The organism is Glaciihabitans sp. dw_435 (assembly GCF_018449675.1).
Classification (GTDB): Bacteria; Actinomycetota; Actinomycetes; order Actinomycetales; family Microbacteriaceae; genus Glaciihabitans.
Map to the genome: position 1 here is coordinate 182,823 of NZ_JAAVUZ010000004.1, position 25,780 is coordinate 208,602.

Consider the following 25,780-nt stretch of genomic DNA (forward strand, 5'->3'; position numbering starts at 1 on the left):
AGTAGCCTTCATGGCTGAGAGCCCGAAGCGGCGAGCCCGCGTCGGCGTGATGGGTGGCACCTTCGACCCGATCCACAACGGTCACCTCGTTGCGGCAAGCGAAGTGCAGCAGTTCTTTGACCTCGATGAGGTTCTGTTCGTTCCGACGGGTCAACCCTGGATGAAGCCGAAGGTTACCGACGGCGAGCACCGGTATCTGATGACCGTCATTGCCACCGCTGCAAACCCGCGGTTCGAGGTGAGCCGGGTCGACATCGACCGGGATGGCCCCACCTACACGATTGATACGCTCCGGGACATCCGCAAGCAACGTCCCGACGCCGACCTGTTCTTTATCTCGGGAGCTGACGCCATCGCGCAGATCCTCGAGTGGAAAGACGTCACCGAGCTGTGGTCGCTCGCCCACTTCATCGCGGTCTCGCGACCGGGCCACGACCTCACCATTGGCGCATTACCCGAGCAGGGCGTAAGCTCATTAGAAGTGCCTGCGCTGTCGATATCCTCAACGGACTGTCGCAGCAGGGTTAGCCGGGGTTTTCCGGTCTGGTATTTGGTTCCCGATGGTGTCGTTCAGTACATCTCCAAACACCACTTGTATCGGAGTAATGCATGACCACTTTCCAGGATCCGCCACCGCATAGTCGGCGTGCGCTTCGCAACAGCGAGCGCACTGAGGGAGATTCGTCGGCCACACCGACGGCTGCTCCCACGGGTCGTCGCGCCCAATTGGCGTCGTCGACCGAGTGGCGCGAAGAAGTTGTTCCCGCCGATGGCGAGACATCCGGCGTGCCCGCCGAGTCCACGAGCGACGAGTCGACGACCGCCGATGACGCTGCCGTTGTCGACTCTACGACCGCGTCGCCGGCCGACGAGGTCGCCCCGGAACCCTCGACCTACGTGACGCTCAATCGTCCGCAGATCCCCACCTACGCCACTCCCGCGTTCCGCGACATCGTTGCTCCCGCGACGGGCGAGACCGCGGTCGAGGCCCCGTCGGCCGATTCGCAGGCGGATGCCCCGTCCGCCGCATCCCGGCCGCGCGACTTCAGCCCCCAGGGCCGGCGCGCGACCCTCGCCGCGGGAGGCGACGTCGAGGCATCCCTCACGTCCAGCATTCCTTCGTCCAAGAAGGCACAGGAGGAGACGGACACCGTCGCTCCGGTGTCGAGCATCCCTGACTTTGCTCCGGCCAGTACGCCCGTTGAGCCTGTAGTCGTCGTGGATGCGCCCCCCGCCTACGTCGACGACCAGTCGCCCGCGACCGGGTTCACCATGACGCGCCGTGAATTGCGCGAATTGCGCAACGCCGCCGAAAAGGCCGCCGCCGAGCGCGACGGCACGTCGACGATTGACATCGTCAGCACCGACGAGCGTGAAGCCGCGGCCCGCGCCGAGTACGAGGCACTGACCCGCGAGCAGAGCATCATCGCGCCGCCCGTCGCGCCTGTGGAGCCCGTCGCCGAATCCAGCGCCCCGGTTGATGGTGCGGCGTCAGTCGACGCCATCATCGCCGAGGCCACCTCCGCCGTCGAGGCGGAAGAAATTGCCGCCGAGGCTGCTCCCGCCAAAGAGTCGTCCGGATGGGGATGGGGCCGCCGCAAGAGCCGTGCTGACCGCGCCGCCGCCGCCGAAGCAGCCCAGGAAGCCGCGGCTGCCGATGTGGCCGACGCCGCCGACGACACGGACGACGACGAGGCACAGCAGGTCGCCGAGGCCGAGCAGCCCGAACCGCACCCGATCCCCGTCGCGAGCGAGCCCGCGAAGCCGGAACCCGTCGTATTCGTGGAGGCTGTCCCCGAAACGCCTGTCGACAGCGCCATCGACGCCGACGACACCACGTCCGGTGTCGATGACGATGACGACGACGCCGAGATCGTGATCGAGGCCGGCCCCGACACTGCTCCCCGATCCGCGGTCAGCGTGGTGGAGAACGAAGAGCTTCCCGCCCTGATCGAGGCGGAGCCCGCAGCCGACTCCGCGGCGCCCGTTCAGCCCGTATTCATCGAGCCCCAGGCCGCTCCCGCCTCCGCGCGTGAGCCGGGTCACTGGTCCGTCGACATCGACAAGGACGACGAAGCCGAGGCGCTCGAAGCACTCGAAAGCACCTTCACGCGTACAGTCGGTTCCAGCAGTGGAACCGTCACCACCAGCGCACTGGTTTTGCCGTCGATTCCCCAGTCGTCGGACATGACCATGCCGTACCTGGCGACCGGTGAAATCATGATCACCGGATCGATCGATCTGCCCCGCAGCCTCGGCTCCACGGGTGTTCACCCCGATCGTCTCGACAACTCCGACTTTGAGCTTGACCCGCTGGACCGCGAAGCACCGTCGACCAACTCGGCACCGGTTCGTGCCATCCGGGCCGTCAGCACCCACACATCAAGCCAGGGCATCATCTCGAACCGCAAGCCGCAGGGCAACCGCATGCTCACCGTCATGGTGATCTCGGCGTCCAGCATGGCCGTCGGCGTCGTTGGCCTTCTCATCGCCGGCTTCGCGCTGAAGATTTTCTAACTCCATGTTTCACTCCCCATTCTCTGTAAGGACCTCGTGACCGCTACATCCCACGCCATTGACCTCGTCAAGATCGCGGCCATCGCCGCCGACTCGAAGCAAGCCGAGGATCTCGTCGCGTTGGACGTGTCCGGCCCGCTGCCGCTCACGGACATCTTTCTGATCGCCACCGGGCGTAACGAGCGCAACGTCGTCGCCATCGCCGGTGAAATCGAAGACAAGCTCCTCGAATCTGGAGCCAAGCTCCTCCGTCGCGAAGGCCGCCAGGAGGGTCGCTGGATCCTGCTCGACTTCGGCGACGTCATCGTCCACGTCTTCCACGAGGAAGACCGCCTCTACTACGCCCTCGAGCGCCTGTGGAAGGACTGCCCGGCGATCCCGCTTGACCTGGGCGTCCCGGTCTCCACGACCGCCGAGTAATCCGCCCGCGGACGGCGGCGCGTCGAAAGCACGGCGTGTTTCCGTCACACGGGGTAACGGATTTTGCCGGGATCCCCACTGCCCGCCAGTATTAGTGGTCTAGCCGCTCACCGTCGCGCCGCGAAACTCGTGTGTCCGACGTCCGCGTCTGCCACACGAGAGTCTTTCTTCGATCCCTCACTCCGACGCACGGGTAGCCCATGATTTCCATCAGTTCCGTCAGCAAGTCCTTCGGAGCGGGCGAACGCCGCACCGTTGCACTCGACAATGTCAGTCTCGAGGTGGCGCGGGGCGAAATGTTTGGTGTCGTCGGGCAGAGCGGTGCAGGTAAAAGCACCCTCATTCGCACGGTGAACCTGCTTGAGCGGCCCGACAGCGGCACAATTACCGTCGATGGTGTGAACCTGACGGCGCTGCGGGCCCAGGAGCTGCGTATCGCCCGCCAGGGCATCGGCATGATCTTCCAGCACTTCAACCTGCTGTCGAGCCGTACGGTCCAGGGCAACGTCGAGCTCGCCCTCGAGGTGATCGGACGCGACCCGCGTGAGCGCAAGCGTCGCGCCGCGGAAATTCTGGATCTCGTCGGCCTCACGGCCAAGGCCGGTTCCTATCCCGCGCAGCTCTCCGGCGGACAGAAGCAGCGCGTGGGCATCGCCCGCGCGCTGGCGGCCAACCCTTCGGTGTTGCTGTCCGATGAGGCGACTAGCGCGCTCGACCCCGAGACCACCCGGTCGATCCTCGAGCTGCTGCGCACCATCAACACCGAGCTTGGCCTGACGGTGCTGCTTATCACCCACGAAATGGACGTCGTCAAGACGGTGTGCGACTCTGCAGCCCTGCTCGAGGGCGGGCGCATCCTCGAACATGGCAAGCTTGTCGAGCTCATCTCCACACCGGGGTCGCGCCTGGCGCGCGACCTGTTCCCGCTCGGTGCCGTGACGGTCCGTCCCGGCACAACGGTCATCGACATTACTTTCAGCGGCGGTAACGCCGATCGTCCGGTCATCGCCCAGCTCGCGCGGGATCACTCGCTGGACATCAGCATCCTCGGTGCCGCCATCGAGACGATCGCCGGCAACCAGGCGGGCCGCACCCGTCTCGAGCTGCCCGGCACCGCTCAGGCACACTCGGCCATCATTTCCGACCTGCGTGCCCAGGGGCTTCTGGTCGAGGTCGTCGGAGGAGAAGCAGCATGATCGACGTCAACAGCCCAACGTTCTGGCCCGAGCTCATTCAGGTCGTCCTCGTCGGCCTCGGTCAGACCCTCTACATGGTCGGCTTCGCCCTGCTCTTCACCATCATCATCGGGCTGCCGCTTGGCATCCTGCTGGTGGGTACGGAGCGCGGGGGGCTGTTCGAGCGACTCTTCGGTTCCACGCGCGTCGGCCGGGTCATCCACACCGTCCTTGAATTTGTCGTCAACCTGGGGCGTTCGGTGCCGTTCATCATTCTGATGATCGCCGTGATTCCCTTCACCCGCTTCGTCGTGGGCACCTTCATCGGATCAACCGCAGCGATCGTGCCGCTGGCGCTCGTCGCGATCCCGTTCTTTGCCCGCATGGTCGAGATCGGCATCAAGGAGGTCGACCCGGGCCTGACCGAGGCCGCCCATTCCCTGGGGGCCACCCGCTGGCAGATCGTCACCAAGATCCTGGTTCCCGAGGCGCTGCCGAGCATGTTCCTCGGCCTGGCCACGACGATCACCTCCATCATCAACTTCTCCGCAATGGTCGGCACGGTCGCCGGAGGTGGGCTGGGGGATGTCGCGTTCCGCTACGGATACCAGCGGTTCAGTACCATCCACATCGTCGTTGTTGTCATCGTCATCTTTGTGATCGTCATGATCCTGCAGGCAGTCCTGACGTACTTCGCGAAGCGATTCGCTCGGAACTCGTTCGACGAGAAAGGCGGCAGGGCATCTCGCCGCCTCGCCGCCGACACGCTCACCGGCGGCATCTAGCTCCCGCTTCGCCCCACAGCTTTCCACCCCGCGGCCGAAGTCAGCATCACGGCCGCAACACATCACCCAACCCAAGAGAAGAGTCACCATAATGCGATTCACCCCTCGCAGCGCGCGCCTTGCTGGTGCCGCCGTTGCAGCGATCCTTGCCCTCGGCCTCAGCGCTTGCTCCTCGACCACGTCGTCCGATTCGGGTAGCGCGAGCCTCGGCACCATCAAGGTGGGGGCTCTCGCGACCCCGGCCGGTGACATCCTGAAGTTCGTCCAGGACAACCTGGCGAAGGATGCCGGACTGGACATCCAGGTCACAGACTTCACTGACTACAACACCCCGAACCTTGCCCTCAGCGACGGCTCGATCGACGCCAACCTCTTCCAGAACAGCACGTTCCTGAAGACGTACAACGAGGCGTCCAACGACACGCTCGTCAGCGCCGGCGAGATTTACCTGCCGTCCGCTGCGTTCTACAGCACCAAGGTGAAGAGCCTCGACGACCTCAAGGACGGCGCGAAGATCGCCATCCCGAATGACCCGACCAACGAGGGCCGTGCGCTGAAGATCCTCGCGGCACAGGACCTGATCACGACGACGGAGAACCCGACGACGCTCAAGGACATCACCGCGAACACTCACAACTTCGACTTTGTCGAGATTGAGAACGCCACGCTCGCGCAGTCGCTGCCCGACGTCGATGCCGCCTTCGTCACCATCTCGTTTGCTCTTCCCGCGGGACTGACGGCCAAGGACTCGATCCTCATCGAGGACAAGGACGCCCCGTACTACAACGTGCTGGCGACCACCGCGAAGCTCGAGAGCGACCCGCGCATCGTGGAGCTCAAGAAGCTGCTGCTCGACCCCAAAACGAAGGCCTTCATCGAGAAGACCTGGGGTGGCCTCGTCATTCCCGTCTCGTAGGGACTGACCTCGTCACATCGCTGCCCCTGTGGGTTCCGGATGCCTCGCGCCGGACTCACGGGGGCAGCATCGTTTTTTCCGACAGCTCCCACCAATTTTTCTGACTACTCCCGCACGGATTCCCGGATCGGCGCCGAAAGTTGCGGCTGGTGTGTCAGACAAGGTCCAACTCTGTAGTAACCTTTTCTAGTTGCCTTCGCGGGTAACAAAACGAGGGTCCATGGCGCAGCCCGGTAGCGCACCTGCATGGCATGCAGGGGGTCAGGGGTTCGAATCCCCTTGGATCCACCCGAGTCCTCAATCAGGACACATACGAAAAGTCCCGCTCAGCTTCGGCTGGCCGGGACTTTTTCGTTGGTCAGTCCTTAAAGCGGCCGCCCTTGGGCACGATCAGCGGCGTTCCCGACACGGGGTCCTCGATCACCATGCAGGGCAGCCCGAACACGTCCTCGACAAGCTCCGCGGTGAGGATCTCCGAGGGTACCCCTGTCGCGACGATGGACCCAGCCTTCATCACGATTAGGTGGGTCGCGTACCGGGCAGCATGGTTGAGGTCGTGCAGCACCGCGACGATCGTGTTGCCCTCGCGGTGGAGTCCCGCGAACAGGTCGAGGAGCTCGATCTGGTGGGCGATGTCAAGGAAGGTGGTCGGCTCGTCCAGCAGCATGATCGGCGTCTGCTGGGCCAACACCATGGCGGCCCAGACACGCTGGCGCTGACCGCCGGAAAGCTCGGAAACGGGGCGATCTGCGATGGACGCGACATCCGTCGCCTGCATGGCCGTCCACACCGCTTCCTCATCGGTTTCCGTCCACTGCCGGATCATCTTCTGGTGGGGATACCGTCCACGGCCCACCAGGTCGGCGACGGAGATGCCCTCCGGAGCGATCGACGACTGGGGGAGGAGGCCAATGGTGCGGGCAACTTCTTTGGGGCGGTACTTCGACAGGGCAGTGCCGTCGAGCACGACGTCGCCACTGTCCGGCGTCAGCAGGCGCGACAGCGCGCGCAGCAGGGTCGACTTACCGCAGGCGTTGGGGCCGACGATCGCCGTAAATGAACCGTCGGGGATCTCCACCGACAGCTTCTCGGAGATCACGCGCTTGTCGTAGGCGAGGGTGGCGTTCCGTGCCGCGAGCCGGGCGGCGGAGTCGGTGTCGGTGTCGGGAGTTGTCATAGTCGTTTGCGCGCCTCGCTGATGAGAAGAACGATGAGGTAGGCGCCGCCCGCCACCACCGTCACGATGCCGACCGGAAGTGATCCGGGCAGGAGGTGCTGGGCCACGAAGTCGGCTCCCAGCAGGAGAAAGGCACCGGTCAGCGCGGCGGGCACCAGGGAAATGCCGGCCGTCCCGGTAAGTCGCCGCGCAATCTGCGGGGTCGCGAGGGCGACGAAGGCGATGGGGCCGGCACTGGCAGTGACCACCGCGGTCAGCGCGACGCCCGTGACGAGCAGGGCGAGGCGCGTCGGTTCCAGGCGAAGCCCGTGGGACCGGGCGGCATCGTCACCGATCTCCAGCTGTCCGAGAGAGCGCGCCAGCAGCGCGATGATGATCCCCAGAACGACAAGGGCGATGGTGGCGGGGGCAAGCTGGTTCCAGCCCACCAGAGAGATAGACCCCGCACCCCAGATGGACGCCGCCATGGCAACCTCGGTCTGTGCTCGCAGTAGCAGGAACGTGTTGACCGAGTGAAGGATGGCCGTGACGCCAATGCCGACGATGATGAGCCGGAAGCCCTGCATCCCGCCCTTGTAGGCGAGAAAGTAGACCACCAGTGCCGTCAGCAGCCCGCCGACGAGTGCACCGACGGCGGTGGATAGGTAGGCGCTGCCGACGACCGTGATGGCGATCAGTGCCCCGGTGTACGAGCCGGTGGCGAAGCCGATGATGTCGGGGGAGCCGAGCGGGTTACGGGTGAGCGATTGGAAGATCGCGCCCGAAACCGAGAGCGCCGCTCCAAAGAGCAGGGCGACCAACACCCGCGGCAGTCGCCATTCGAGCACGACGGTGGTGGCGAATCCGCCGTCGGTTGCGAACATTGCGCGCACGACCTCGGGGATGCTGAGCGGGAAGTCGCCGGTACCCAGCGCGACGAGGGCGAGGACGATGGATGCCACGGCGAGAGCTGCGCTCACAAGGACGACCCTGCGGCGCACGCGCATCCCGAGCACCGGTATCCGGATGGTGGATGCACGATGAAGCCGGCGGGCCTCCGATATCGTCGGGGGCACCGTCGCCGGGGCGGTCACAGGCTGATCGCTTTCGACCGGCGGACCAGGTAGATCAGCACCGGCGCCCCCAGAGCCGCGGTGATGATGCCAGCCTGCACTTCACCCGGTGGCATGATCACCCGTCCGACGATATCGGCGAGCAGCAGCAAAACTGGCGCAAGCACGAGAGTGTAGGCAAGTATCCAGCGTTGGTCCGGGCCGACGATCCAGCGCGCGATGTGCGGAACGGCGAGCCCGACAAACGCGATCGGACCGGCGATGGCAGTGCTGCCGCCGGCGAGCAGGGTCACCGCGATCACCGCGACGACCCGCACCACCGCGACATTGGCTCCGAGCGAGGCGGCGAGGTCGTCACCGAGTGCCACGGCGTTGAGCGGACGGGCGATCACGAAGGCGAGCACGACTCCCACGACGAGGAACGGGGCGACGGGTGCGAGGCTTTCCCACCCCCGATCCTGCAGCGAGCCGGACTGCCAGGCCTGCATGGCGGCGAACCCCCGGGGATCGGCAAGCAGCATGCCCGACGTGATGCCGGCCAGCACAGCACCAAGGGCGACACCCGTCAGCGTGAGCCGCACGGGACTCCCACCGCTGCGCCCCGCGGATCCGACGATGTAGACAAAGACCGTCGCAACAAGCGCCCCGCCGAAGGCGAACCACACGTAATTCTGCGCCGACGTGATGCCCAGCACCCCGACGGCGATCGCCACGGCAAACGCGGCACCCGAGGTCACACCGAGAATTCCCGGGTCCGCGAGCGGATTGCGGGTGACCGCCTGGATGAGGCCGCCGGCGAGGCCCAGTGACAGCCCCGCCGCCAGGCCGACGATGGTGCGCGGCAGGCGCGAGTCAATCACGACGATGGCGTCGGTGGAATGAGTGGATGTCCCGAGCAGCGCTCCGAGCACAACGGACGGGTCGATCGTGCGTGATCCGATGGCAAGGCTCGCGATCACGGAGAGTCCGAGAAGCCCGAGCGCGAGCACCCAGCCAAGGGTTCGCGTGGTCCGTTTCTGAGCCACACCGGCCCGGGACGCCTCGGGGGCACGATCTGTTATCCGGCTCGTCACAGGCCTTAGCTTAGGCTAGCCTTACTGATCATGTTCCCCGGAACTGGCCGACAGTCGGCACAGCACGCGAATCGCCTCGGTGTGAGGCAACGACAAAAGGATCCATCCCCCATGAAGCTTTCCCGTCTCGGGCTTGCCGCGGTAGCAATCGCCGCACTGGCCCTCACGGCATGTTCCAGCCCCTCGGCGACGCCGGCGACCGATGCGTCCGCCTCGGCTAGCGCCAGCGCGGCGTTCCCGGCGACCGTCTCGACGAAGTTCGGCGATGTCACGATCGACAAGGCGCCCGAGCGCATCGTCGCCCTCGGCTGGGGCGATGCTGAGACGGCCCTCGCGCTCGGCGCGCAGCCGGTTGGCGCCTCCGACTGGCTCGGTTTCGGCGGAGAGGGCGTCGGCCCGTGGGCAAAGGGTCTGTACACCACGGCCCCGAAGATCATCGAGACCCTCGAGCCCTCCTACGAGGCAATCGCGGCTCTCAAGCCCGACCTCATCCTCGACACCAAGAGCTCGGGCGACCAGGCACGCTACGATCGTCTCTCGTCGATCGCACCGACCATCGGCGTTCCCAAAGATGGCGACAGCTACCTGACCACGCCGACCGAGCAGATGACCATGATCTCCACCGCACTCGGTAAGAAGGCGGAGGGCGAGACTCTCCTCGCTGCCGTCGAGAAGGAATACGCCGACGCGAAGGCGGCTCACCCCGAGTGGGCCGGCAAGACCGTCGCCGCCGCGACCAAGACCAGCGAGGGCTGGGGTGCCTACATCGAGGGCAGCGATCGAGTGACCTTCCTCGAGAAGCTCGGCTTCGTGCAGAGCCCGACGATCGCGGCCCTGAAGCCCAATGCGAGCGGATTCTCCGTGGACATCTCGTCGGAGAAGCTCGACCTGCTCGACGCTGACCTCGTCGTGGCATTCCCGATCTTCATCGACGAGACGGAGATCACGGGCGATGCACTCTGGAAGGCCATCCCCGCGGTTGCCGCCGGACACTCCGTGGTGATCTCCGGCGACGTGTCATCCGCCTACTCCCTCGGAACGACCCTCGCGACCAAGTACGCCATCGACACCCTCGTGCCGTTGATCGACAAGGCAGTGGGCTAACAACACCCGCAGCGCGACACACCACGAGCCCCAGCCGATCCTTCGGCTGGGGCTCGTGGTGTGTGTGATGCGGCAGAGACGTGCCTACTTGGGGATCTTCTTCACCACCCCCGCGTCCACCAGTGCCGCGTCCATCGCCGGGGCCAGGAGGCTCGCGGCCGTCGCGGTGATGTGCGAGTCGTCGCGGTAGAGGAGCGTGCCGTTGCGTACCGCCGGACATTCACCGCTCGTGTCACAGAAGAAGCCCGTGAGGTCGACGACATGGACGGCGTCCTCCGTGCCCTTCACCGCTTCGAGTACGACAGGTTCAACGCGCGGCTTGTCTTTCAGGTTGAACGCACACTTCGACCAGTCATCCAGGGCACCCGAGATGCAGGTCGGGATGTCCTGTGTGGGTACCGGGGTGTCGCGGATGTAGACGATCGGGGCACCGACCTTGCGGAGCTGGTCGAGCGTCGCGTTCCAGGCGGTGAGAGTTTCACCGGAGTCCGGGATGTAGGTACTCAGTGACGACACGATCACCATGGTCGGCTTCATGCTGCCGAGGATCGTGTTGATGGACTGCTGTCGCCACTGTGCACACTCGGGCTCGGACATCCGGCTGCCGTCCGCGCGGGGTGCGATGGCGGGCACGGGACATCCGGACTTCGCCATGATCGTCATGCGCCAATGGCGTTCGATCGCGATCTTCGTGAGCGCGGGCACCCACTGGTGCGCGTGACTGTCGCCGAAGAGCACGACATCGGCACCGTTGGGGTCTCCCACCACACACTGTTTCGGCTGAGCGATGCTGTGGTCGAGAAGGCAGACGTCGGGCTGGGGGATGTCCTTTGCCGCCTTGAGCGCGCTGGGCACCACGGGGCCGGAATTCGCTCCCGAGTCCGAACCGAAGACACTGGCGTAGCTCGCCGCGGTCACCGTTCCGCCCTCGGTGCCGACGAGCTTGGCCACGGCGGCCGAGCCCGTGCCGAGCGCCACCGACGTCGACACGACCATGCACAGCACTCCCAGTGCGAGCGCCGAGCTCACCCGCTTCTTGACGGTGGGCCAGTTGGCCGCCGCCTTCTCCACGCCGTAGTAGGTGAGGATGGCGAGGCCGAGCGCCCCGAGCATGAGCAGCGAACGGATCTGCCACGACAGCGTTCCGGTGATGGACTCCGTGAGGATCAACACCGGCCAGTGCCACAGGTACCAGGAGAACGACACCTTGCCGATGAAGCGAATCGGAGCCAGAGAGAGCAGTCCTCCGGCGGCTCCGGCCGTCGTGCCCCAGAGCAGGCCACCTGCAATCACCGCGACGGTCCCCAGGGTCGGCAGCAGCGCCGCCGTTCCCGGGAACGGAGTGCTCTCGTCGAATCCCACGACCCCGGCAATGATCGCAGCGAGCCCGGCCCAGCCGACGAACCAGCCGACGCGGGCGAGGCCCGGTCGATCGGTGCGCTGGGCGAGCAACCAGTGGCTGATGACCGCGAGCAGACCGCCGGCGCCAAACTGCCAGGCGCGGGTGGTGGTCGCCATGTAGGCAAGCCCCGGATCGGTCGTCGTCAGAACGTACGACGCCACGAACGAGATGACCGTCACGGACCCGAGCACAAGGCACAACACGCGGGTGCCAGCGAGCGGGAACCGTCGGGACAACCCGACAGCCACGAGCACGAGCAGCGGCCAGACGATGTAGAACTGTTCTTCGACGGCGAGGGACCAGAAGTGCAGAACCACGCTGTGCTCCGTGGATTGCGCCAGGTAGTTCGTTCCGAGCCCGATGAAGTGCCAGTTGGCGAAGTACAGCGCGGCCGACACCAGATCGCTCGCTGTACGGTACGCCGCCAGCGACGGGAGGATCAGCCAGGACCCGATCGCGGTGGCGACGAGGACGACGGATGCCGCGGGCAGGATCCTTCTCGCGCGCCGGGCGTAGAACCCCTGGAAGCTGATGCGACCGGTGCTCAGCGCTTCACGGATAAGGAGCCGGGTGATGAGGTAGCCGGAGATGACGAAGAAGACGTCGACTCCTACGAATCCGCCGGTGAATCCCGGCACGGAGGCGTGGAACGCGACGACAACGAAGACCGCCACCGCGCGCAGGCCCTCGACATCGGTCTGGAAACGCGGGGGATTGGGCGCGGCGATCGTGCGGGATCGTCGATGGGTGGGAAGCAGGGTTGCGGTCATGGGGTCCCCCAGGGAATCATCGCGTCGAACCAACCGGAAGCGACTGCGGCGATGAGGCCAAGCAGCGCGGTGTAGGACACCGCCTGGAGGGCGGTGATGGGTCCGCCGACATCATCGGGCCGGGCGGACGACGGACGGATCTTGTCGTCTTTCATGCGCCGGATCCCCGCAGTTCGCGCTGGGGAGCCAAACCGGAGGTCTCGACCGCGCTCATGATGGCACGGGACGACAGGCGCAGGCGGGTCGACGCGAAGTACGACGGGAACATCACCTGGATGAAACCCCAGACGAGCGGAGCGGCCAGGTAGGTGTAGCCGGCGAGGAACACGGCCATCGGCCAGAAGTTCTGCCACCCGAACTGTCGGACGTCCACAACGAAGGCCGTCCACGAGGCTCCGATGAGCAGCGTCAGCGTGACGGATCCGACTATCGCGATGGTGCGTGCGAGGTTGTTCTTCTTGCCGACTGCGCCGGTGGGGACCCATCCCGCGGTGCGCCCGGTGAGCTTGTGGGCAAGCGCAACTGCGTGGCAGAAACTGTAGGCCATTTGCACGCGCAGCACTTCGAATCGCCAGGTCGATCTCGATACCACCGGCAACAGTACGAAGTACACCCAGGCGCCGGCGAGGAACGGAACATAGTGGACTGCGCGGATCTCCGAGGCGAAGAACACGGCCATGACGAGACCGGGGATGTGCACAGCAAAAACGTTGAGGGCCGTGCTGACGTAGTACATGAACCCCGCCCAGAAGCAGATGCGCTGCCAGAGCGTGAGTGGGCGTTGCTGGGCCTCGCCGCTGCGCATGAGAGTGATGGACCCGTTGCACCAGCGGTACTGCTGGTTGAGGAACCCGCGGAGGTCCGACGGGCACAGGCCGCGCGAGACCACCACGGGCACGTACCGGGTCACGAATCCGGCCCGGATGAGGGCGATGCCGGTGTGCACGTCTTCGCTGTGCTCGATCTGGGCGAATCCGCCGGCACGCTCGAGCGCCTTGCGGCGGTACACGGCGCAGGTGCCGACGCAGATGGGTGCACCGGCGCGGTCCCGCGACGGCTGAACCCAGCGATAGAACAGCTCCTGCGTTGCCCCGGCCGTTCGCTCCAGCCAGGACATGGCGGGCTTCGAGTCGAAGTACTGCGGGGTCTGCACGATGCCGATGCGACGATCGTCCATGTACGGCATGGAGTGCAGCAGGAAATCGTGGCGGGGACTGAAATCGGCGTCAAAGATGACGATGAACTCACCCCACGTGGTGTCATATGCGTTGCGCAGGTTGCCAGCCTTTTTGAGCACACCGCGGTTGGCCCGGACGATGTAGTGGAATCCAAACTCACGGGCGAGCTCGGCCACGGCAGGCATGTCACCGTCGTCGAGAACCCAGACGTTCAGTTCGCCGCCCCACTCCATCTTGCTGACGTGGGTGTAGGTGTTCCTCAGGATGTCGAGGTCTTCACCGCAGCACGGCAGATAGACGTCGACGGTGGGGAATTCCTGGGGTGGATGTGTGGCCGCCCAGTGGGTGATGAGCTCCTGGTGGCTCTTCTTGGACACCCGCCGCTTGTTGAGTCCGGAGATCATCGACAGGACGGAACCGATGACGCTCACCGCCAGAATCGCGAGGAGTGGATACAGCCACGGCGACATGAGACTGAACCGCGTGAGGCTCACAGCGGCGAGGACGAAGGCCCCCGTCATCGCGAGTTGAACGAGTCGGTTCTGGGATCCGAGGTAGGTGTAGACCTCGGCGTCCGATGGGGGAGAAGGAAGATGCTTGGGTTGCTCTTCGATTGTCGCCTGGGGTTCGGCGGGTGGGCGCACAGCAGTATTTTCGATCACGACATGCCTTTCACGGGATCGCACGCGATCAGGAAAATCGCGTGCGAAAAAGGGATGTAACCGCCTACGAAAATCGGTTCGAAGGCGACGATTCGTTATCTGGTCGCGTCATCGGAACCATTTCGGGACGGCTAGGTACCGTCCCGATGGCGATTATCGTAACTACCCCCCATTCGGGTGGGAAAGGGTCTTGTGTTTCGATTTGGTAAACAGATTGCACGAGGTGAGCAATAGTTGCCTTACGGCTCACACGGTAAGATCGAAGACCACAACGCCGTCCGGAGCAAGCAACGGCGCCACCCAGCGCTTGAACGCGTCGTGCTCCGCGTCGACGTGGCGGGGATCGCTCACGACGGGAGTGCCGACGTAGAAGTTGCGATCTCCCACCGATGCAAACGTGACGATGAAGCCGCGATCGAAGCCGCTCCCGGCGCCCTCGAGGCTCATCTGCGGGCCCGCGTCGATGCTGAGGATGTACGGAAGGCCGTCGTCACGCGGAGTGTAGGCCAGCGCCCGAAAGCGTCGCTCGACGTCGTCCATCTGGGTGTCGGATGTGCCGTCCCGGAAGCGAAAGAGCACGATGTGCCGGATGGCGCCCGGCCGAAAATCACGGGCGGTGAACGCGGCGGCGTCCGCGGGAGATGCGTCGGGAGGGGTGCCTGTGCTCACGGGATGCTCGCTTCGTCGGGACATCCATTCTCCTCTCCAGCGCCGGACGATGCGAGGATCGGCGCACCATCCGGGCCGGGCAGAGAGTTAGTGGAACTGCGGGATAGCCAGGTACAGCCCATACAGAATGGCGGCCGCCGCGACTGCAAAGCAGGCGAATGCACCGGTCGTCACGAGCGCCGGGCGGGGTGTGCGGGGGCCCGCAGGGGGTGATCCTGCGGCGTCGGGAGAGGGCTCGAGTTCACCATGGGAGAGCAACCGCAGTCCCGCCGCGTAGAACACCACGGCGACGACAGTCGCCAGCAGGGCGACGATGAAAACAACTACGAAGTTGCCCCAGTCAACGCCGAGGAACTGACCGCTTGCCGCCGCGGAGACGGTCGGCGTGAGAGTGGCCATCATCGTGCAACGCTTCCTTCCTTGTCGGCGGACTCGCTCGCGGGAGCCTCGTCCGAGTCATTGACGTTTTCGTGGTTGACGGGGTGGCGGCGGGCGAGGACGTAGAGCGTTCCTCCGCCAACAACCGCCAGGACGGCGACGATGATGAGGCCGATGGACCCAGAACTTGCCAGCCAGGCAGCGAGGCCGCCCACGAGCGCGGCCGCCGGCAGTGTTACGACCCAGGCGGTCGCGATCTTGCCGACGACGCCCCAGTGCACTGTCGCCAGACGCTTGCCGAGCCCGGCACCGACGATGGATCCGGAGGTCACCTGCGTGGTAGAGAGCGCGAAGCCGAGGTGGGAGGAAATGAGGATCGTTGCTGCGGAGCTTGTTTCGGCCGCAAACCCCTGGGGGGATTGCACGTCGGTGATGCGTTTGCCTACCGTGCGGATGATGCGCCAGCCGCCCACGTAGGTGCCAAGGGCGATCGCCAGCCCGCAGGCGATGGTGACCCAAATCTGTGGGGCAGTGCCCGAGTTCTGGTAACCGGCGGCGACGAGGGTGAGGGTGATGACACCCATCGTCTTTTGCGCGTCATTGGTGCCGTGCGCGAGGGAGACGAGTGAGGCCGAGATGGTTTGCCCGTGCCGGAAGCCCGCCACCGATCCCCGGGCCGTGGCGTTCCTGGTGATGCGATAGGCCGCGTACGTGGCGACGAGGGCCACGACGCAGGCGACGAACGGGGACACGAGTGCCGGCAGCACCACTTTAGCCAGGAGGACGGAGAAATCGACGGAGCCGAATCCGGCTCCGATGACCGCCGCGCCGATGAGCCCGCCGAACAGCGCGTGGGAGGAACTCGACGGGAGGCCGAGGTACCAGGTGGTGAGGTTCCACAGGACCGCACCGACAAGCCCGGCGAAGATCATTACGGGGGTGACGGAAACCCCGTCGCCCTCCCGGATGATTCCGTTGGAGATCGTGCTGGCAACCTCGGTGGACAGGAACGCCCCGGCGAGATTGAGCACGGCCGAGATGGTGACGGCGACCCGGGGTTTCAGAGCCCCAGTGACCACGGAGGTGGCCATTGCGTTGGCGGTGTCGTGGAAACCGTTCGTGAAATCGAACACGAGGGCTATCCCGATGACCAGAACAACGGTGGCAAAGACGTCCATATTCGCTCGTCCCTTCGCCAAGGGGTTTTCGACGTGCCGCGGATGCGACACAGCGCCCTGACCGACACGACGTTAGGAGTGTGACGTTAACGGGGGGTGAAATTTGGCTCAGGATTGCCGGTCTCGCCCGTGACGCCGGGGTTTTACATGCCCGAAACACTTAACGGGACATTTGTGCAATTACGAAGGCTAGCGTCGAGACATGACGACACCTCATCCCGCCATCACAGTCCCGCCATCGCCCACGGGCGCCTTCGCCGAACCCGTCGTGCGGGTGCGAGGACGGTGGATGACCGGGTTCTCGGTGGTCTGGCTCGGCCTGTGGATGGCGCAAATCGCACCGCTGCAGATTTTGCTTCCCAACCAGGTAGGAATCATTGCCGCCGACAGCGAGTGGATCCGCACGGTTATGGCGTTCGGCATCGTCGCCGGCGTCGGTGGCGTGCTCGCGATAGTGGTGTACCCGGTCGCGGGTGCGCTGTCGGATCGTACGGTGTCCCGCTTTGGGCGCCGACGCCCCTGGATCGCCGGCGGCGTGCTGCTGTTTGCCGTGGGGCTCGCGCTGACCGGCATCCAGACGACACTCGTGGGGATGGCCATCACCTGGGCATTGGCTGTCGTCGGGTTCTGTGTCGCATCCGCCGCCCTCACCGCGGTGGTCAGCGATCAGGTGCCGGTATCGCAGCGGGGAGTCATCTCGTCCGGTGTCGCCGGCGCCAACGCCATCGGCACGGTGCTGGGGGTCGCGCTCGTCGGTCTGATCATCACGCAGCAGGAACTGGGCTATCTCGTCATCGCCGTGCTGCTCGTCGTCTGTACGACGCCGTTCCTGGTGCGGATGAGGGATGAGCCGCTCACTGCGGGTCAGGCGCGGCTCGTGGCATCCGAATCCGTCACCGACGGCGCGCGCATCGGTGTCAACCTGCGGGCCCACCCGGACTACACCTGGGCACTCGCGTCGCGGATTCTCGTGTACCTCGGCAATGCCCTCGGGACCGCACTGCTGCTCTACTACTTCGGGTTCGCGCTGAAGATCGCCGATGCCGAGGACTTCCTCGTGAACACGATCCTGATCTATGTCGCGGTGACGCTGCTCGTCGCCGTCTTCGGGGGCAACCTCTCGGACCGCCTGGGCAAGCGCAAGGCGTTCGTTCTGGTCGGTGGAGTTGCCCAGGGTCTTGCGGCGGCGTTGCTCGCGTTCGTGCCGTCGCCGCCGATGGCGCTCGTCGCCGCGGCGCTGCTGGGGTTCGGGTGGGGCGCGTTCCTGTCCGTGGACCAGGCCGTGTCCACCCAGGTGCTCCCCGACGCCGAATCGCGCGGCAAGTACCTGGGCGTGATGAACATCGCCGTCGCGGTGCCGCAGAACGTCGGACCACTGCTCGGGGCCATCATCGTGGCGCTGACGGGTGGATTCGTCTGGCTGTTCGTGTTGAGCGCCCTTGCGCTTGTCGCTGGTGGCCTGGCCATCCTGCGGGTGCGCTCGCTCGACTGACCCGGGCCGCCCTCCCGCCGTTGGCGGGGGATAACGCAGGCGGCGGACGGAGAAAAAAGCGGATGGCGGGAGTTATAACTCCCGCCATCCGCTTTTATCTCCCGCCACGTCGGGCGGGAGCACAGTGCCGTCGACTACAGCGCGGCCGCCGTCACGAGTCGGACGACCTCGGGCAGTCCCCGGGCGAGTGAACGCCCGATGATGATCGCGTAGAGACCCGCGAGCGGCCCATCGAGGCGCACGCCGTGCGTGACCTCCAGTCCGGCCGGCGTCTCCCGCATGCTGTGGGGAAATGACAGCTTCGCCAGCGGCAGCGAAATCACGAAGTTCATGCCGTGGCCCGGCTCCACACTGGTGAACGTGAAGCGCTGCACCGGGGAACCGAGAGCCTTCACGCGTCCGCGAACGCCGGGCGCTGCGGGCGCGTCGAAGGTAGCCCACGCGGTGTCCGGGTCATCCGGTCCCCAGAATTCGGGCGTGATCCAGCGGCGCCAGACGCCGTCTGCGGTTGCCGTGGTCAGTTGGGTGTGCTGGGCGGTCCAGGTCATTACAGTGCCTTTGCTGTTGTGGAAACGGATGCTGCAGAGAGCGCGGCCGAGGCGTCACGGGCCGCGCGTTCGCCCGAGCGGACGGCGCCATCCATGAAGCCGGACCAGCGTTCGGCGGTCTCGGTGCCTGCCCAGTTGATCGGGCCGACAGGGGCGGTCAGATAGGGGGCGGATGCCGCGACAGTCCCCACCCCGGGAGCGGCGGTGGGTCCTCCGCCCGTCCACTGCTCGGTCGCCCACCGCTGGTCGACGAATCCGGTGGGTTCGAGCGCCCGCGGTCCGAACATCTCGGCGAACGAGGACAGCGCGCGAACACGGCGCTCCTCCTCGGGCAGGTTGTCCCAGCCGCGCGCCATGTCGCCTCCGATGAAACCGAGCAGCACGCCGGCGCTGGCGTCCTGCGGGCTCGCGTCAAACGTGATGAAGACTGGCCCGCGGTCGGACAACGCCTGGCCGCTCAGCCCGGCCTCCCGCCAGAACGGAGTTTCGTAGACGGCGTACGCCTTGGAAAGCACCCCCTGCGGCCATCGCTGGGAGAGCGCGGCGTAGTTGTAGGGGAGGGCCGGAGAGAACGTGATGCGCGTGCGCAGCGCCGGGGGGACGGCGACGATGACGCGGCGCGCGCGAACAGTGTGTTCTCCCGCGGTAACGGTGGCGCCCGTGTCATCCCATTCGATGCTGGTCACGGGGGAGTCGAGGTGCACGCGGTCTCCGAGCGCCTCCGCGACCCGGGCGGAGATCTGCCACGAGCCCTCGGTGAAGTGCTCCTCCTGGGCGCCTCCGCGGGTGTCGAGCATCATCGAGATGCCGCCGGCCATCTTGATGTAGCGAAGTACCTGCAGGAACGAGATTTCGCTGGGTTCGCAGCCCCAGGTCGTGCCCGTCACGATGCTCATCAGGTCGTGCGAGCTCTGCAGGGCGTGGATCGACTGCAGCCACGTCTTCAGGGAGTGGGAGTCCCACTTGGCGGCGTTGGGCGAGAGCCACGGGCGCGCGGTGTCGATGCTCTTGCCGATGCGGTCGATGCTCGCCTGAACCCGGGCGATGTCGAGGAGCCCGATCGCGCCGATCGGGGGAATGGTTCCGCGGTAGTGCTTGACCGCGCCACGCCAGCTGACAACGTTCGACCCGTGCTCCCAGGTGTCGAACCTGCCGACGCCGACCTCCTCGGCCAGCGCGATGATGCGGTCCTGGGTCGGACCGACGAAGGTGCCGCCGAGATCGACGTGCACGCCGGCGACGGATGCGGCCTTGGTGCGACCGCCCACGCGATCTGCCGCCTCGAACACGACGACGGAGCGTCCGAGGGCAACCAGATTGCGGGCGGCAGACAGCCCCGCGAGTCCCGCTCCGACGACGACGACGTCGATGATGTCGCCATCGCCGCGGATCTCGGGGGTGTCCAGGCTCAAAAGGGTCATGAAGCTCTCCTGCTCGGGGTAGGTAGTACGCGTTTAGATGCCAAGATGGAAGCGGCTGCCCGTAATGGCGCGGGTAACCACACAAGTGAATGAGGTGGCGTTGCATGGTGATCAGCGAACGTCCCCGGCGCGCGCGCGGGGAGTTGCGTCGCCAACAGTTGCTGGATGCCGCGATCCAGGTCATTTATGAGCGCGGGGTGTCCGGGGCAACGCACCGCGCGATTGCCGCGCACGCGGGAGTTCCGGCGTCGTCGACGACCTACTTCTTCGACACGATCGACGACCTGATCGGTGAGGCGCTCTCCGGAGTGATGCTCCGGGAGATTCAGCGCCTGGACGAGCTGCAACAGCAGGTGGAAGCGGATGACCTCACGCCCGAGCAAACCATCGACGCGTTCGTTGATCTCGTGGCCGGGGCATCCGACGCCGACTACACGGCTCAGTTCGAGGTGTACCTGTTCGCGTCCCGCAAGCCCGCCCTGCAGGCCCGCACCGTGGAGATCATTGCCGCGACCAGGCGCACGGCGGAGGCGGCACTGCGACGGTACGGAGTGCGCGACGCGGTGGGCGCGAGCGCAGCAGTCATCGCCATGATCGACGGCTTTGCCCTGCATCGTCTCGCTCACCCGGACCCCGAGGACTACTCGGCGCTGCGGCGCGGGCTTCGCGCGGCACTGGCCGGGTTCCTGGTGATGCAGGCGTCGGGGGACATTCCCCCAGACTAGGTGCGATAACTGGGCATTTGTCCAGTTATCTGTTACGAGCGCGTTAAATCACGGTGACGACGTGGGTGGTTCAGTGCCCGAAGTACCTGCGGTGGTACTCGAACGTCCACCCCACCAGCGCGACGGCGCCGATGGTGCCGCCGATGATGGCGATCCAGACGCCCACCGCGAGACCCAGGAACATCAGCGCCGCACATCCGGCGAGCACCACGGGCCACCAGCTCCACGGGCTGAAGAAACCCTGCTCGGCATCGCCGTCATCGATGTTGGCGCTCACGATGTCTTCGGGGAGTTCTGCTCCCTGCGCGCGGTGGGTGCGGCGCAGGTAGAAGGCGATGAGGGCCGCCAGAACCGCGGTGAGGAAGAGCCCGATGGTGCCGACCCATTCGATGGGGAGAGCGTATGCACCGCTCACGGACTGGGTGGCAAGCCCCTGTGCGTCGTAGATCACGTTCCACACGGTGTATGCAATATCGGCGAGGAGAAAGAATCCACTCAGGATCCAGAACAACCGAGCATTAGCTACCACGAGATTTCCCACCCAATTCGCTTGTCGTTTGCCCGTGTCAAAGGCACCATGAGGATTTCGAGCACGACTATTCCACGCCGGTGCGTCGGCGTCGAGCCCCTTGCGCGATGAATAATGCGTAAACGACGACGGCGATAACCTCGGGGTAGCCGGTGGCGAGTCCCCGAGCGCCTAGGGTTGAGACAGTGACGCCCGCCGCCAAGAAACGCACAAAGAAGTCTGCGTCTCGTCACGTGCGCGGCCGGTTCGAGTGGGTGTCCATCCTGGCGATCATCGCCGTCCTCGGCCTGTGTGGCTGGGCGCTCTGGAATTCCTCCGCCGCCTTCGCTCCGGAAAGCCGCGCATCCGGCGTCGATGCAGACATGGTCGCTCCGCTGGCGGATGCCACGGGACAGGCGCCCGCGTCGGCCCCCGTCGCCATCACGGACGCCGCGCCCGCGGCATCCGTTCCCGTGGGAATCTCGTCGAGGGTCGCGGCCACCTGGGTGACCCGGGTCGCGAAAGAAACGGGGATTCCCCGACGTGCGCTGGAGGCCTACGGTGGGGCGTCGGTGGTGCTTGCAGAGTCGCAACCCGAATGTCACCTGGGATGGACGACCCTTGCGGCCCTCGGCTTCATCGAGTCCGGCCACGGCACCCACGGGGGAACAACGCTGCTGGCCAGCGGATTCACCAAGACCCGCATCCTCGGCCCGCGCCTGGACGGAGGAGACTTCGCCCAGGTGCACGACAGTGATCGTGGCGCATGGGATGGCGATACGGAGTGGGACCACGCGGTAGGGCCGCTGCAGTTCATCCCGCAGACCTGGTCGGCCTGGGGTGCCGACGGCAACGGTGATGGGCTCGCCGATCCGAACCAGATCGATGACGCGGCGTTGGCCGCGGCCAATTACCTGTGCGCCTCGGGCGACCTGTCGGCACCGAAGACCTGGCGGGCCGCCGTCTTCTCCTACAACCACCTGGAGAAGTACGTGAACGACATTGCGGCGGCGGCCAACCGATACGGCTCGCTCGCCCGGTAGCCCACCACGCTGGTTGCGCTAGTGAAAGCCTGGCGCTGCCATGTCGCGCGCGAGGCGGGCGAGTGTGAGGTTGAGGGCATCCCTGTCCTTCGCGCTCCAGTGGGCGAGCGTCGCTTCGAGTTTCGACGAGGAGAACGCCACGATTCGCTCGCCCATCGCCCTGCCTTCCGCGGTGAGCGCCAACAGAATTCCCCGGTCGTCACTGGGCGATGGCACCCGCACGATCAGGTTGTGATCCTGGAGCCTGTGAGCGATCTTGGTCATGTTCGCCTGCCCCGTGCCGAGCACGGTTGCGAGGTCTCGTGGACGCATCGCACCGCGCAACGTCAGCTGATTGACGACGAGAAACATCGAGAGCTCATCCACGGGAAAATCGATGGCGGCCATCACCTCGCGGCGCACTTCCTGGCTGTCTGCCCAGTGCACGAGGGTCGACAGGGAGACGCGGATGTCAAGGAGGTCCCGTTCGATCACGGGAGTGAGGTCCACGGAGGTGCTGGTGGCCAACTGGTCCTTGTGCGGTCTCGCCACGATGATCCTTCCCTGGGGACTGCCCGGAGGGAGTCTATTGCCCGCTCCGGGCAGCCCGTGATCAATTCGATTGGCTAGAGCGGATGACCCGAACCGGGCCGAGCAGGCCGTGATCGTGCACCTCGGTCTGCTGCATCCTCGGCTCACCCAACAACATCTCCGCGACGACGTCGGGCAACTTGGCGTAGTAACCCCGCGCGAGCAACCGGTTATTGAGCGAACTCGCGACCCGGACCTCGATGGTGTTTTCGCCCGCGTGCACCAACCCGGTCACGTCCACGACGGGGGAGGACGTGTCGAAACCCACCTCGTCGCCACCGTTGATCCGCACGGACCCAAGACCCCCGCCGGTGGAGCCGAGGTCCACCGTGTAGCGTGCACCGTCGACCGGATCCCCATTCAGCGTGAATGTTGAACGGTAGCTGCCAACGCCCGACACCTCCGGACCTATCCCGGCAATGTCCTTCCACGGGCGCAATGCGCCGGTGCCGGCATCCAGCCGTGTCACGGCCGTGAGGGGGCGCACCTCGCGGGATTCATATCCCCGTCCCCGGTCCTCGGTGATGAGCTGATTCTCTCCCGCGTCCCAGCTGTCCACAGCGATTTGCCACTCGGCAATGTCGGCGACGGTCCCATGCGTTTCGGCAGCCGAATCCTTACCATCCGCCGACCGGTCGAGGGTCAGCAGCGCGGTCTCGCCCGGCGCAAGGGTGACGGTGACAATGGTGCGCCCGTCACGGTGCCGCACTCCCTGCTGCGGCCGCACCTCGCCCGACCAGCCGTTGATGCGGTAGACGGCGCCATTACCTGGCAGCGTCACGTCGACGGTTGTTTCCTCGCCCGTCTCGTAGAGAAAGTGGTAGAGGTACAAGTGCAACAGTTCACCGTCCTCGCGGAGGTGAGACAACACGTTCGGGTTGTCCCCGACGAACTCGGCGCGCCCCATGACTCCGAGAGCACGCAGCGCCACGACCGTGTGCGCAGCGTCGTCGATCTCTGACACTGTCGGGAGGGCGAGCAGCTCAGCGATCGTTGCGGCCAGTTCTGCGTCGCGCCCGTCCAGACCTGGTGTCAGTTCTGCTGCGCGCTCGTGGGAGGTGTAGGTGCGGTTGACGAGCGATTTCAGCTCGCGCGTTCCGTGGACGAGCAGTACTTTCGTGCCCTCGCGCGCCCAGTCGAGCAACTTGGCCGCGGCGTCGGGATCGAGGGCGTTTTGGAAAACGATGAGCGCTTGGTACCCCGGTCCGCCGGGCTGGATGAGACCGTCGCCAATCGTGACATCGTCGCGGAGCAGGAGCGTTCCGTCGAAGAACTCGTAGCTCCATCCTGCGTCCTGCATGCCGAGGTCCTGCCACCAGTGGTTCTCGCGATCGCGCATCCAAGAGGAGCCGTACGCATCCTCATCGGGCACACGGCGCCCCGCCTCGTCGACGAGCGCGATTCCGGACACGTTGTCGGTGAAGTGATCGGTGTGCAGGATTCCAACGTCGATTCTGGGGAGTCCCTGACGTAACAGGAACTGGTAACGACCGATCGCTGCATTCCACAGCGGATAGAACTCCGACGCAGGCTGCCTGGTGTCGAATCGCTCCGAGAACATGCTCCACATACCCTCGTGGCCCGGCCATTCGGTTACGCCTTCTGCCCCCGCCATGCTTGCCCAGCCGTGCAGAACAGTCTTTGTCACCCCCGCCGCAAGTTGCGTTGCGATGATCTGGTCGTAGAACCGATGATCGAGAATGTGGTTCCGCGTGGTGGCGCCGGTCTCTGACGAGTACTGCTTGCCGAACAGGTGTGCCGGTCCAGCCAGAAGGCGGTAGCCGTCAATCTGGGATCCGAACTCCAGGGACTCTGTTTCGATTCCGTCAACCTCGGGCCCTGGTCGGGTGAGTTCGAATGGCAGCCCATAGCTAATCTCTGAACGCAAGGTCATTCCGTTGGCGTGGAGGAATTCCGCGAACGGACGAAGCATGTTCTCGATGTAGAGATCGGTGAGCGTTCGCACGTAGTCGAAGCGAACTTTCTCCACCGTTACCCGCTGGTTCGTCAGCGGGTCGTGGTGGTACACGGTGCTTGAGGCCATGAACGGGGCGTTACGACTGAGAAAGGGTAGCCAGGTCGTGATGTCGTATCCCCGGCGGGTGCGAAACTCCTCCGCGATGTGTTCGCCCCAGAACAATCCGCCTGCGCCGTAGGTTGCCAGCTCCAGAGAGTCCATGTACATCTGTGCGCGCGGGTTGCGGGCAATCTGCTCCCGCAGCGCCGGAGTGAGAACCACGGTGTCCCAGTATTCGATGACGGCGTCGACTCCTGCCCGTTCGAGGTAATTGACAGTCCAGTTGATGGTCGCCGACGGTGACGCTGTCTGCCCTGTGCCATGCATCCAGTAGACGAAGAGGCGCCAGGTTCCCGTGCCAGGCGCGGTCCAGTCCAGGCTTCCGTCTGTGACGTCGCCGGTCAGGTAGATCACCGACTCCGCGTCGAGCACCGTAGCGCTGTCCTCTCCCGGTACTGCCCGGATGGCAACCACGGCGACGAACTGCTGAGTGCGGATTTCGCCGCGTTCTCCCGGAACGGTATTTTCGGATGACGCCACTGACAGGTCGATGCGGGGGAGCGGTCCGCTGCGGGAGGTGCCCGCAGCCAATTCCTCGCTCACCACATCCAGCTCCTTGGCCGCCGCGGGATGATCGGCATCGATGGTCGGCAGGTTCGCGTTGGACCAATTGGTGCCTGATGTGAAGCTCACCGACATGTTGCGGCTCGTCGTTTCTTCCACGACGATCTGCGAGTCGTGAACCCACTCCTCCGAACCCCACCCGTAGCGGGCGTGGTCGATTTCGCCCTCGTCCATCGCGAGAAATTCCATCCCGCCAAAACCGAGCCGGTGGGCGGTCTCGACCTCGTACCGGAGGGTCTCGTCGGTGTGGAGTCCCTCGGCGAGCCACCAGCGCAATTCCGGTCGAAACTCGATTGCCGGTGTCGCGATGTTGCGGGCGATGTCGTCAAGCGTCATGCGATGTTCTCCTTTGAACGGGGTGGCGCACGGGAAATCT

Annotated in this window: 24 protein-coding genes and 1 tRNA gene; 11 read left to right on the forward strand and 14 right to left on the reverse strand. The window is 65.4% G+C overall.

What is annotated here, in order from left to right; all coding sequences use genetic code 11:
• Window positions 1-10 precede the first annotated feature (10 nt).
• From nadD to HB677_RS07790, 7 genes are all read left to right on the forward strand, one after another.
• Window positions 11-613, forward strand: a complete 603-nt coding sequence (gene nadD / locus HB677_RS07760; RefSeq protein ID WP_213815110.1) for a nicotinate-nucleotide adenylyltransferase — start codon at window positions 11-13, stop codon at window positions 611-613.
• On the forward strand, window positions 610-2,517 hold the full coding sequence (locus HB677_RS07765; protein ID WP_213815111.1) for a hypothetical protein: 1,908 nt from the start codon (window positions 610-612) through the stop codon (window positions 2,515-2,517). Before nadD ends, HB677_RS07765 begins: the two co-directional genes overlap by 4 nt.
• 36 nt (window positions 2,518-2,553) lie before the next feature.
• The gene (gene rsfS, locus HB677_RS07770) at window positions 2,554-2,937 is read left to right on the forward strand and encodes a ribosome silencing factor (protein ID WP_213815112.1); all 384 of its coding nucleotides are present in this window, start codon (window positions 2,554-2,556) and stop codon (window positions 2,935-2,937) included.
• Between the two features lie 200 nt (window positions 2,938-3,137).
• Complete coding sequence (locus HB677_RS07775; RefSeq protein ID WP_213815113.1) at window positions 3,138-4,133, forward strand: methionine ABC transporter ATP-binding protein; 996 nt, start codon at window positions 3,138-3,140, stop codon at window positions 4,131-4,133.
• Window positions 4,130-4,897, forward strand: coding sequence for a methionine ABC transporter permease (locus tag HB677_RS07780; RefSeq protein ID WP_213815114.1), 768 nt, complete (start codon window positions 4,130-4,132; stop codon window positions 4,895-4,897). Before HB677_RS07775 ends, HB677_RS07780 begins: the two co-directional genes overlap by 4 nt.
• A gap of 91 nt (window positions 4,898-4,988) precedes the next feature.
• Window positions 4,989-5,813, forward strand: a complete 825-nt coding sequence (locus tag HB677_RS07785) for a MetQ/NlpA family ABC transporter substrate-binding protein (protein ID WP_213815115.1) — start codon at window positions 4,989-4,991, stop codon at window positions 5,811-5,813.
• A gap of 214 nt (window positions 5,814-6,027) precedes the next feature.
• A tRNA-Ala gene (locus HB677_RS07790) sits at window positions 6,028-6,101 on the forward strand.
• 70 nt (window positions 6,102-6,171) lie between these two features.
• On the opposite strand, the gene HB677_RS07795 is transcribed toward HB677_RS07790, so the two are convergent.
• The 3 genes from HB677_RS07795 to HB677_RS07805 all read right to left on the reverse strand — a co-directional run bounded on the left by HB677_RS07795 (window position 6,172) and on the right by HB677_RS07805 (window position 9,067).
• Complete coding sequence (locus tag HB677_RS07795; RefSeq protein ID WP_213815116.1) at window positions 6,172-6,990, reverse strand: ABC transporter ATP-binding protein; 819 nt, start codon at window positions 6,988-6,990, stop codon at window positions 6,172-6,174.
• Complete coding sequence (locus HB677_RS07800) at window positions 6,987-7,949, reverse strand: iron chelate uptake ABC transporter family permease subunit (RefSeq protein ID WP_307852514.1); 963 nt, start codon at window positions 7,947-7,949, stop codon at window positions 6,987-6,989. The genes HB677_RS07795 and HB677_RS07800 overlap by 4 nt, the downstream gene beginning before the upstream one ends.
• Window positions 7,950-8,059: 110 nt before the next feature.
• Window positions 8,060-9,067 (reverse strand): iron chelate uptake ABC transporter family permease subunit, encoded by a 1,008-nt coding sequence (locus tag HB677_RS07805; protein ID WP_307852515.1) that lies wholly within the window; start codon window positions 9,065-9,067, stop codon window positions 8,060-8,062.
• A 159-nt stretch (window positions 9,068-9,226) separates the two neighbouring features.
• Between HB677_RS07805 and HB677_RS07810 the strand changes: the two genes are divergently transcribed.
• Window positions 9,227-10,219 carry an iron-siderophore ABC transporter substrate-binding protein gene (locus tag HB677_RS07810; protein WP_213815118.1) on the forward strand — a complete coding sequence of 331 codons (993 nt, stop codon included), beginning with the start codon at window positions 9,227-9,229 and terminating at the stop codon, window positions 10,217-10,219.
• An 84-nt stretch (window positions 10,220-10,303) separates the two neighbouring features.
• Here the strand turns inward: HB677_RS07810 and HB677_RS07815 are convergent, their stop codons facing one another.
• The 6 genes from HB677_RS07815 to HB677_RS07840 all read right to left on the reverse strand — a co-directional run bounded on the left by HB677_RS07815 (window position 10,304) and on the right by HB677_RS07840 (window position 16,456).
• The gene (locus HB677_RS07815; RefSeq protein ID WP_213815119.1) at window positions 10,304-12,391 is read right to left on the reverse strand and encodes an acyltransferase family protein; all 2,088 of its coding nucleotides are present in this window, start codon (window positions 12,389-12,391) and stop codon (window positions 10,304-10,306) included.
• Window positions 12,388-12,546 (reverse strand): hypothetical protein, encoded by a 159-nt coding sequence (locus tag HB677_RS07820; RefSeq protein WP_213815120.1) that lies wholly within the window; start codon window positions 12,544-12,546, stop codon window positions 12,388-12,390. Before HB677_RS07820 ends, HB677_RS07815 begins: the two co-directional genes overlap by 4 nt.
• A complete protein-coding gene (locus tag HB677_RS07825) occupies window positions 12,543-14,213 on the reverse strand; it encodes a glycosyltransferase family 2 protein (protein ID WP_213815121.1) in 1,671 nt (556 codons plus the stop codon). The genes HB677_RS07820 and HB677_RS07825 overlap by 4 nt, the downstream gene beginning before the upstream one ends.
• A gap of 264 nt (window positions 14,214-14,477) precedes the next feature.
• Window positions 14,478-14,900 (reverse strand): Dabb family protein, encoded by a 423-nt coding sequence (locus HB677_RS07830; protein WP_307852516.1) that lies wholly within the window; start codon window positions 14,898-14,900, stop codon window positions 14,478-14,480.
• A gap of 87 nt (window positions 14,901-14,987) precedes the next feature.
• Window positions 14,988-15,302, reverse strand: a complete 315-nt coding sequence (locus HB677_RS07835; RefSeq protein WP_255546354.1) for a hypothetical protein — start codon at window positions 15,300-15,302, stop codon at window positions 14,988-14,990.
• A complete protein-coding gene (locus HB677_RS07840) occupies window positions 15,299-16,456 on the reverse strand; it encodes an inorganic phosphate transporter (protein ID WP_213815123.1) in 1,158 nt (385 codons plus the stop codon). Before HB677_RS07840 ends, HB677_RS07835 begins: the two co-directional genes overlap by 4 nt.
• A 202-nt stretch (window positions 16,457-16,658) precedes the next feature.
• On the opposite strand from HB677_RS07840, the gene HB677_RS07845 reads away from it, so the two are divergent.
• A complete protein-coding gene (locus tag HB677_RS07845; protein ID WP_213815124.1) occupies window positions 16,659-17,948 on the forward strand; it encodes an MFS transporter in 1,290 nt (429 codons plus the stop codon).
• Window positions 17,949-18,082: 134 nt separating this feature from the next.
• Here the strand turns inward: HB677_RS07845 and HB677_RS07850 are convergent, their stop codons facing one another.
• Complete coding sequence (locus HB677_RS07850) at window positions 18,083-18,496, reverse strand: hypothetical protein (protein ID WP_213815125.1); 414 nt, start codon at window positions 18,494-18,496, stop codon at window positions 18,083-18,085.
• A complete protein-coding gene (locus tag HB677_RS07855) occupies window positions 18,496-19,917 on the reverse strand; it encodes a flavin monoamine oxidase family protein (protein ID WP_213815126.1) in 1,422 nt (473 codons plus the stop codon). The genes HB677_RS07850 and HB677_RS07855 overlap by 1 nt, the downstream gene beginning before the upstream one ends.
• Before the next feature lie 104 nt (window positions 19,918-20,021).
• Here HB677_RS07855 and HB677_RS07860 point away from each other — a divergent pair, with 104 nt between their 5' ends.
• A complete protein-coding gene (locus HB677_RS07860) occupies window positions 20,022-20,642 on the forward strand; it encodes a TetR/AcrR family transcriptional regulator (protein ID WP_213815127.1) in 621 nt (206 codons plus the stop codon).
• A gap of 70 nt (window positions 20,643-20,712) precedes the next feature.
• Here the strand turns inward: HB677_RS07860 and HB677_RS07865 are convergent, their stop codons facing one another.
• Entirely contained in the window at window positions 20,713-21,171 is a 459-nt protein-coding gene (locus HB677_RS07865) for a cytochrome c oxidase subunit 4 (RefSeq protein WP_213815128.1), read from the reverse strand.
• Window positions 21,172-21,356: 185 nt separating this feature from the next.
• Between HB677_RS07865 and HB677_RS07870 the strand changes: the two genes are divergently transcribed.
• Entirely contained in the window at window positions 21,357-22,193 is an 837-nt protein-coding gene (locus HB677_RS07870; RefSeq protein WP_307852517.1) for a lytic murein transglycosylase, read from the forward strand.
• An 18-nt stretch (window positions 22,194-22,211) separates the two neighbouring features.
• Here the strand turns inward: HB677_RS07870 and HB677_RS18820 are convergent, their stop codons facing one another.
• Window positions 22,212-22,724: a MarR family transcriptional regulator gene (locus tag HB677_RS18820; RefSeq protein WP_213815129.1), complete on the reverse strand. Its 513-nt coding sequence runs from the start codon at window positions 22,722-22,724 to the stop codon at window positions 22,212-22,214.
• Between the two features lie 61 nt (window positions 22,725-22,785).
• The gene (locus tag HB677_RS07880) at window positions 22,786-25,740 is read right to left on the reverse strand and encodes a glycosyl hydrolase (RefSeq protein ID WP_213815130.1); all 2,955 of its coding nucleotides are present in this window, start codon (window positions 25,738-25,740) and stop codon (window positions 22,786-22,788) included.
• Window positions 25,741-25,780: the final 40 nt, after the last annotated feature.